At 35.0% G+C, this 8,562-nt stretch carries 13 protein-coding genes; all 13 read right to left on the reverse strand.

From position 1 onward, the window contains the following. Nucleotides 1-49: 49 nt before the first annotated feature. Nucleotides 50-475 (reverse strand): phage tail tube protein, encoded by a 426-nt coding sequence (locus PHP06_09360; protein MDD3840760.1) that lies wholly within the window; start codon nt 473-475, stop codon nt 50-52. A 13-nt stretch (nt 476-488) separates the two neighbouring features. Then, the gene (locus PHP06_09365) at nt 489-842 is read right to left on the reverse strand and encodes a hypothetical protein (protein ID MDD3840761.1); all 354 of its coding nucleotides are present in this window, start codon (nt 840-842) and stop codon (nt 489-491) included. Further along, complete coding sequence (locus tag PHP06_09370) at nt 842-1,366, reverse strand: HK97 gp10 family phage protein (GenBank protein MDD3840762.1); 525 nt, start codon at nt 1,364-1,366, stop codon at nt 842-844. The genes PHP06_09365 and PHP06_09370 overlap by 1 nt, the downstream gene beginning before the upstream one ends. Further along, nucleotides 1,363-1,695 carry a hypothetical protein gene (locus tag PHP06_09375; protein MDD3840763.1) on the reverse strand — a complete coding sequence of 111 codons (333 nt, stop codon included), beginning with the start codon at nt 1,693-1,695 and terminating at the stop codon, nt 1,363-1,365. Before PHP06_09375 ends, PHP06_09370 begins: the two co-directional genes overlap by 4 nt. Nucleotides 1,696-1,699: 4 nt before the next feature. Beyond that, nucleotides 1,700-2,002 (reverse strand): phage head-tail connector protein, encoded by a 303-nt coding sequence (locus tag PHP06_09380; protein MDD3840764.1) that lies wholly within the window; start codon nt 2,000-2,002, stop codon nt 1,700-1,702. Between the two features lie 29 nt (nt 2,003-2,031). Further along, complete coding sequence (locus PHP06_09385; GenBank protein MDD3840765.1) at nt 2,032-2,163, reverse strand: hypothetical protein; 132 nt, start codon at nt 2,161-2,163, stop codon at nt 2,032-2,034. 16 nt (nt 2,164-2,179) lie between these two features. Then, nucleotides 2,180-3,109 (reverse strand): hypothetical protein, encoded by a 930-nt coding sequence (locus PHP06_09390; protein MDD3840766.1) that lies wholly within the window; start codon nt 3,107-3,109, stop codon nt 2,180-2,182. Between the two features lie 19 nt (nt 3,110-3,128). Further along, on the reverse strand, nt 3,129-3,752 hold the full coding sequence (locus PHP06_09395) for a phage scaffolding protein (protein MDD3840767.1): 624 nt from the start codon (nt 3,750-3,752) through the stop codon (nt 3,129-3,131). A 223-nt stretch (nt 3,753-3,975) separates the two neighbouring features. Further along, nucleotides 3,976-4,155, reverse strand: coding sequence for a hypothetical protein (locus PHP06_09400; protein ID MDD3840768.1), 180 nt, complete (start codon nt 4,153-4,155; stop codon nt 3,976-3,978). Further along, nucleotides 4,145-5,701: a minor capsid protein gene (locus PHP06_09405; protein ID MDD3840769.1), complete on the reverse strand. Its 1,557-nt coding sequence runs from the start codon at nt 5,699-5,701 to the stop codon at nt 4,145-4,147. Before PHP06_09405 ends, PHP06_09400 begins: the two co-directional genes overlap by 11 nt. A gap of 31 nt (nt 5,702-5,732) precedes the next feature. Then, the gene (locus PHP06_09410; protein ID MDD3840770.1) at nt 5,733-7,184 is read right to left on the reverse strand and encodes a phage portal protein; all 1,452 of its coding nucleotides are present in this window, start codon (nt 7,182-7,184) and stop codon (nt 5,733-5,735) included. A 9-nt stretch (nt 7,185-7,193) separates the two neighbouring features. Beyond that, the gene (locus PHP06_09415; protein MDD3840771.1) at nt 7,194-8,447 is read right to left on the reverse strand and encodes a PBSX family phage terminase large subunit; all 1,254 of its coding nucleotides are present in this window, start codon (nt 8,445-8,447) and stop codon (nt 7,194-7,196) included. Next, the coding region (locus PHP06_09420; GenBank protein ID MDD3840772.1) for a terminase small subunit at nt 8,428-8,562 on the reverse strand (135 nt) is incomplete at its 5' end. The genes PHP06_09415 and PHP06_09420, both read right to left, overlap by 20 nt.

Here is an 8,562-nt window from a genome sequence, read left to right on the forward strand (position 1 = left end):
CTTTTATAGGGGGAATATGCAACACTAACTATTTTTACCTATTTATTTCTTATACACCTGTAGTTGGATTAACTGTTTCTATGTCGCTTTGCAAGAACATACTTGCTGTAAATGTAGCTGCAGCATTTACTTCGCCACCTGCAATTTTAACATTTACATAAGCATCAAACTGATGACCGGTTCCATCAGGATATTCAACTTTATATGTTGCTATTTTTTTATTATCCTGTAATCCTTTTAATATTCTATAATTAGAAGTTTCTGTACTGTTGTCAAACAAAAATACAAAATCTAAATCGCCTAAATCTGAAATCCCAGGGATATACTTCTTGTGCTTATCCTTTAATGTAGTTACTTCTATCTTTTCGGGGTCTCCACCTATTTCAGGTACTTCCATTAACAAATCGATTTCTTCAAAGTCGGTCATAGAACCTTCTTTATATGATATTGTTGTCTCATTATAGCTTATTGCCATTGCTCATTCCTCCTTATTGGTATACTAATAAATTTCTTTTATCAACTATGCCTTTATATCTCATAGTCTTATGTTTTATATTAGGATCAGGTATATCTCTTGTAAACTCTCTTTTAAAACCTATAGAGCTCATTTTGTTATTTACCTGTTGGGCTAATGCTCCGGTGCTCCTGTTATGCCAAATATCTATTTGGATAACTATCTCTGTTAATGGTTCATTTCCTATCTTGTAATAGTCTTTGTTTGATTGTTCATAAAATGATATATAGGGAGGGTTGGTGAAATCTTCAGGGTAAGCATCTGATACTTTATCCTCCCCTACAATCTCTTCCAATAGTTTATTTATAGTAGGTTTTATATCATACATTATTTGCCCACCTTCTTTATTTCCATTCTTACACTAGCTGCAATAGTTTCTTTTATATATTCCTCGTTCTGCTTCATTGCAGGGTAAAGATACGGTTGAGCCGGTTGTCCATAGGTACCATAAAATATACCTTCCTCTGTTTCTATTCTTATGAAATGGTATTGCTCTGCTGTAGCCGGATCTATTTGACTTTCATGTATCCACCACATTCCTTCTCTATATTGAGGTTCTACTCCTGGAGGCAAATCTTTAGGTGAAACTCTACCTACTGGACCGGTACCAAACTCAATATAAGCTGAATGCCCTGCTGTTGCCGCTACTTCTCCTATTACTTCGTTACCTTCTTCTTTCACCTCTTCCTCAATCTTTTGCCTTAGTTCTCCATAATTAACTGGCGCTAAATCTTTAGCATCTCCCTGAACCTTTTTAGTTGCTTTTGCTACGCCTTTTTTAACTGCTGCATTAGTGTTACCACCTAGATTATTCAATTTCTTCAACAAACTATCTAATCCTTGTACACTCATCTCTTCACCTTCTCTAAATCAGCTACTATGTGGGTATTCCAAGGCCTAATTGCTACCACTTTATAGTCGGGATCCTGGTCTTTATCTACATACACACATACACCATCATTTTCATTTATATCTACATTATTCTGACAGTACATAGTTAGCATGTAAGCCAATCTTAACCCGTATATCTCTGATAACATCTTGCCACCTGCTGGCTGAATATTGGCTTTTATAGTCCTTCCTATAGTCTCATAGCCTGTGTAGGAAGTACCATCGGGTTCCTTGTAGGTGCCATGTTTCTTTATTGTATAGGGTTTTAGATCTCTTTGCCTTAGTCTCATATAATCACCTCGGCAATCGTCGGCATGCCCTAATTTTCTTCATGATACTTTCAGGAATACCTTCTTCAAAGGATCTACTTATTCCGCCTTCTGAATGGCTTGTTTGCCCCTCTATGCCTTGCTTGTTGTAGTAGATTATAGCTAACTCTACTTGTACCCCTAAAAGGCTTACAGACAACTCTGAAAGATGTGTCATTTCTAATATAGTATCCTTGGCATCTTCTAAATAAAGATTTAATAAATCATCTTGAGATATGTCTTCCAAGGGTATACCTAATTTAATTTTAAGTTTCTCCAGCTGCTCCACATAATCACCTACTTAAAAAAAGAAGACCGCTATTTAGCAGCCTTCTTTTTGCTTTCTTTCTTTTTCTCTTTCACTTCTTTAAATCCTTCACTAATCAATTTATCTCTTTTGTGTTCTGTGGCCACTATTTTAACTACATTGCCCCTCTCTAGTTTAAACATGTATTATCACCACCTATTACGCTAATGCTTCTTTGATATTTACTCTTATTGCAGCAAATTGATTATCCTTAACCCATAAATCATGGTATTTCCTATAGTCTATCTTCCAAGCATCAGCCTTCTGGTTCTGATCCGGCTCGAATATCCTTACCTTATCAGTCTTTGATACTGCTATAGGTGCAGTTCTAGGACATATGATCCAGTTGATATTCTTTGCAGTTGCATCTGCTTCAAATCCGCCTGTTTCTTGCCCTGCTGTAGTACCATCCCTAAACACATACTTAGTCTTCATTCTCAAGGAAGGAACTTTGATTATAGGATTGTTATCAATGCCTCTTACTGCAGTCTTTACTTCTCCCTGCTCGAAATCTATTACGCTTAATTGTTTAGATAGCTCTGTAGAATTTTCAAGTACTGCGGCTATTTGCATATTCATTGTAATAACTAGTGGTATTTCCCCTGCTACATCATATATAGCATAAACATCCTCTTTAAGCTTCTTCAATATATCCGTCTCAGTTGGATCATATCCATGTACTGCAGCATCTTTTTCTATGGCCTGTGTTGCTATGCTGGAATACCTATAAGCATCAATTTCAGGTATTACATGAGTCCTTTGAAACTCTCCCATTACATTAGCTGCCGTTGCTACAAAGTTTGTTTCATCAACATCCATCCTATCAAGCTGGAATGTTCGACCCCTATCTTGTGTCAATGTCTTGGTTTGATATGTCAAGTTTACTGCACCATCAACAAACCCATTGGTTCTGTCATAGTCCCCCAGTGCATCCATATCTATAATAGGTATCTTGCACTCATTCCCTCCATTATACTTAACTAATCCTGCATTAGCTTCCATCCATCCAGATGTTGCTAAAGCCACTACCTGCTTATCTAGTTGTTGCATAAATATTTTTGCATATTCTAAAACATTAGGTTTAGTCATTTTTTAACACTCTCCTCTTTTAAAATCCTAAATTTTCTTTTATGGTATTAGCTATCTGGTCTAATCCACTGCTATCATCAGAACCTCCTGTATTGTTTGGAGGATTTCCTTTTAGCGGTTGTTCAAATAAGTCTTTGTAGTTTTCTTTGATTGATTTCATTTGCTCTTCTAGTCCTTCAATGGATCCATCTTCTTTAATACTCAATTTTTCTCTGTCGAACTTACTCATGAGCAGATCATCATATTTAGCCTTACTGTCCTTTAGGGCCAACTTAATAGCGTTGTCCAAAGTGACATTTTTAATCTTTGCTTCATATTCTTTTTTTGCCTTTTTATTTGTTTCCTGCAATTCCTTGATTTGTTTTTCTAGTTCCTCGTTACCTTTTGCTTTATCACCCAAATCCTTTAACTGTTTGTCCCTTTCTTTGATGTCAGACTCAAGCTGTTTTTTAGCCTCTGATACTTCGTTATATTTATCTTTAGGGATAAAGTTTTTGGGCAATTCTTTGTTTATATTTCCTACTATTTCATCAACTTTTGCATCTTCTACTCCTGCTTTTTTCAATAATTCTTTTAACCAATCCATCATTAATCCCCTTTCATACTTTTTTATACTGGTCAGTGCCAGTTTCAGGTTCTTCACATTTATGCTCCGTGAATACTAATCCAGAGCAATAAAAAAAGACCTTATTTGGTCTTGGCCTGCTTTCCTGTTTCGATATTTGATTATTATTTATCCCTTCCCATCCATGCTAATATTATTAAAGTTGCACATATAATTGCTGTTATCTGCACACTTGTTGCCAATATCCTCACCTCACTTTAGGCATAATAAAAGCACCTACCGTTTTATCCAGTAAGTGCTCTTACTTATCCTTTATTTGATTATGCTTACAGTTATCACAATATCTCAAAGCCGTTTCTCTATCTATTTTATCATCGAGTGCCTCCATTTTTATCATACCGTATGCTGCATTTGTTATATCATAGCAGTAACCGTCATCAATAATCTTTTTAAGTAACGGGCACATATACTCATTTTCCATGTTTACTTAGCACCTCCATTATTGCATTAGCACCATCATCATACCAGTTACTAGGAAAAGCTGTTTTTAATATTCCACCTTCTACTATAATTACCGAAGCTCCATCAGTGGCATAGTATGTCTGCTTTGTCTTGTTTGCTTGCATAAACATAACTTTTGCATTATTAACATATGATTTCGCATGTTCAACCGTTATTCCTCTTTCAATCATCTGCTTATGAGCATGAGAATCAATTCTGTTAATATCTACAGGAACAGGCTTAACGGCAGTTCCAATATTCTTATTTACTATTCCCTTTTCTTTTAGTATGATTATTTCTTTATTTACCAAGTAATAGGTTTTATCACTGCCGGGATTGCTTTTTATATACTTATATAACCCTTTCACATCTTCCCATTTCTTAACATCATTATACTTCAAATCTTGAAATTCATCAAAGGTTTTCGCCCCTAAATCTTTACCTAAAACCTCTTTGTATTTTTCATATTGTTTCTTATCGCTTGCCTTATTCCTTATCTTTTTTTCCATTAATTTGGCCTGATCTTGGCCATATTTATCTACTACATATTTCTTATACCAGGCTTTATAATCCATATCAGCTGGAACTGGATATGTTTTACCGGTAACAGGATCTCTTGCTCTTCTTTGAATACCCTTTAATGTATCAGCACCAAGATAAGCTCTTGTAGTTGATCTGCAATTTGGATGCATAGGTGGGAGATTCCTTCCTGGCTCTGCATCTTTAACATTAAACACCTTTCTGTCTAGCTCCCTACATATTTCACTTGTCCTTAAATCCAGTGTTGCTACATAAAAATATTTCTCAATGTCTGCCTCTCTGTAACTCTCCATTTCTGCCATATTGGCCATATAAGTAGACTCTGTTCTTATTAATCTCATTGCTGCATACTTGCCATATTCAGTATATTCTTCAAGCTCATTAGCCATCTGATAATAACTTTTACCACTCATAAGGCCACTCGTAACTATTTCTGTTAACTTTTCAGCTAATACGTCTGTGTTCTTCCATATTCTTTTAGAAAAATGTTTACCACTCCAAGGATTTTTAAGGATCTGCTCTATAGTTTTATTAGATATTGCAGCAAAATCAAAGCCTAATTCTAGACCTTTTTGAATATCAAACATATTCCTATAGTAAGCTTGATTGATTGTATCTATATATTGCCTTTCACTAGCTTTTGTTTCAACATCTGCTATCCTTTTACACTCTATATATACTCGTTCTTTTAAGGCTTCCAATCTGGTCATACGTGCTTTATAAGCTGGAGCATTTAGCCTGCTCATAAGGTATCGCTTAATATCAATATCATCTATATCTTTAATAAGTTCTCTTATCTCGTCTAATTCTTTATTAGTTACCTTTTTATTTAATAGTTTTATTGCCTGTTGTGTAGTTAGTTCACCATCTCTTATAAATTTGATAAACATTCTTTGTACTTCTTTATTTATGTTTTCTACGGCCTTCTCATACGCATCTGCTATATTTTTTATAGTTTCATCGCTATTCCTATGATAATAATTCATTCTCTCCTTTGCCCTGTTGGACCAATACTTATTACTCCTCGTTGTCATCTTCATCATCTACTTTGGTGAACTTATCAGTTCCAAAAGCTTTAGCTGCTATTTTTGCTTTTTCTTCTTTCTCTTTCTTTAATCTTTCTAGCTCTCCTTCAACATCATTTACCCATGGATGATTAGCGACAATGGTTTCTTGACTTATCACATCTTGAGAGTTGATGCAGTTGTTTATTGCTTCTGTTTCATTTATCTGTATGTCCCTATTGAATATAAGCTCTACTTCTTCATTCTCAAAGTTACCTTGTCCATCTTCAGCTAAATAGATATTTACAAAATAGAGTAACTGTTCAAAAGCTCTTTTGAACTCCACTTCTAGATGGTTACATTTTAAATCTAATCCACTGTATAAGAATTTTAATGAAATACCAGAAGGACTGTTGCCAAACTTGTCTAAGTCTTTAGGTACACCTTGGCCAAACTCGTTGATATCCCTCTTGAGTTGCTCGAAATGTTCTTTTGCAGCCTGAATGTCAATGGTAGGATTAAGAGTATCTACCCCTCCATGCTCTGGATCATCAATTTTTATAGCTCTGTAATAATTCAAATCACTCATAAACTCTGCTAGATTCTCTCCACCATAGCCTTTTAATACATAAATTAGATTTTTAGTCTCTTCTATGAAATTATCTATATCGGATCTAGACTTATCGTAACTATCTACTAGCGATTTAATAAACCTTACATCCGGGTATTCTGTAGCATTATTTTTGAAACCTATGAATGGTACCTTGCCCCAACTCCTACCTTCTTCTCCTTTCATGTAGTGAAGTATAGGACCACCTTCATGTTGTTCTATATCAGGTATTAGATGCTCTCCATCCATCACATAGAAATAAACTTCATTTTCTGTATAATATTCTACTCTAGTAATTTTCTTTTTCTCTTTTCCTTCGTAAACAGTTTGAACATAGAACCTGACCATTCCATCTAGTTCAGTATGAGTATTATCCCTCCAAAGCGGTACACACTGCTCACTTGGTATTAGCATTGTTCCAAAGTTGCCTTCTTCATCAATATATACCTGGAGCCATGCTATTCCTTTATTAGAAGCTTCATATCCTAACCTAGTCAATCTGTATTGAAAATACTTACCTAATACATTTTTAACTTTCTTGATATATTCTTCATTATCGCATTGCAAGGTATAATCCTTTGTTAAGAGATATCCTATCTTCTCATCAACAAGGTTTTTAACAAACCCATGGGCTAGTTTATTATTAGCTTTGGAACTATCGGTGATTTCCCCATTCTCCGTTTGTCTTGTAATTCTTCTATCGTATATATCGTTTTCAACTTTATAATATTTGTCGCCTTCGACCATCCATGCTCTTTTATCACTAGAGTTAAATTCTTTTATTTCGTTATAAAGGATCTCTTCTGTAGTCATTATGTTTATATCGTTCCTGAATAAATCTTTAAAGTTTATCAATTTATCACCTCACTTTAGTATTGATAGTCCGCCTTTTCTCATATCATCTTCTAATGCATATCTAGTTAAGTCTATAAAGTGATTATTCTTATCTGGGAATTCAGCTTTGAAGTTTCCGTCTTTGTCTTTTTCTAGCTCATAGTTAAGGAATTCCCTAGCTGCATTAGGGCATCTTTCTCCATCTATGATTATTTCTTCAAGGTCCTGTAAAAATTTAATCCCATATTCTACGCTATCAGGACCTTTCCTTGCCCCCCTAACTCTTAACCCATACTCTTTTAATTCTGCTATAGACTTAGGTTCGGCACTATCAGCTATTATAATGCCATTGTTTATATTTTCCTGTTTAATTAATTTAGCCGCTTTTCTGTTGCTTAACCCCACTTTATAGATTTCATGGAATATATATAACCTTCTTCTAGTTTTGTCATAATGCATAACACCATAGGCAAATGGATCAATTGCATAACCAAAATCAAGACCTCTTTTAATCCTGTCAAACCTTGCTATCTCTTCATCTGTAATTTCTCTCATTATTACATTAGTGAATATTTCTCCACCTGTGCCAGTAACCTCTCCTAGGTATTCATGGTTATAAGCTCGTTCATTAACCTTTTTCAGGTGTTCCGCTTCTATACAAAACGGTTTGCCTAGCCAATGCCGTGGAACGTCTAAATATGTACTATGATGCACTAATCTATCCGGTCTATTGTCCAGTAATTCGTTATTAACCCAATTCCTGATTGATTGTGGAGGGTTAAACGAATAAAAAACTATAAACCTTTCCCCTCCTCTCATTAGGGATTGATTTATAGTTCTTATTTCCTCCATACCGTGGAACTCGTCAACTTCCTCATACCAAATATATTTTGCATATCCCATACTAAATTTAGTTGACTTTATTTTTCTTGGTTCATCTGCACCTCTAAATAGAATTTTCTGACCAGTAGGTATATAGGTGAGTTCCAAAGGGCTTTTAGTTACATGCCAATATTCCGATACTTTTAGTTTATCTATAACCCATATAAGCTGTTCATATACACTATCTTTTAAGTATTTGCCAACCTTCCTTAAGATAACTGCGTTAGCCTGTGGATCTTGCATCATACCCAAAACAATTTCTATGCTTACAAATGATGATTTAGTGGATCCTCTACCACCTTTTAGCCAGTAATGGGTATATTGCTCTGCTTTTAAACTCTCATGCACTTGATAAAAAGACGGTGCTATTAAGTCTGATAGTCTAATCCTCTGCATCTGCATCACTACTTATATCATCTATTATCTGTATCCCTACATTGCCATCAAGGTCCACTTTATCTGTAAATAAGGAATACCTTCTGCCTAACAGTTCAGCAGCTTTTATTCGTTCCTTTAC

The sequence above is a fragment of the Clostridia bacterium genome, assembly GCA_028698525.1.
Classification (GTDB): Bacteria; Bacillota; Clostridia; order JAQVDB01; family JAQVDB01; genus JAQVDB01.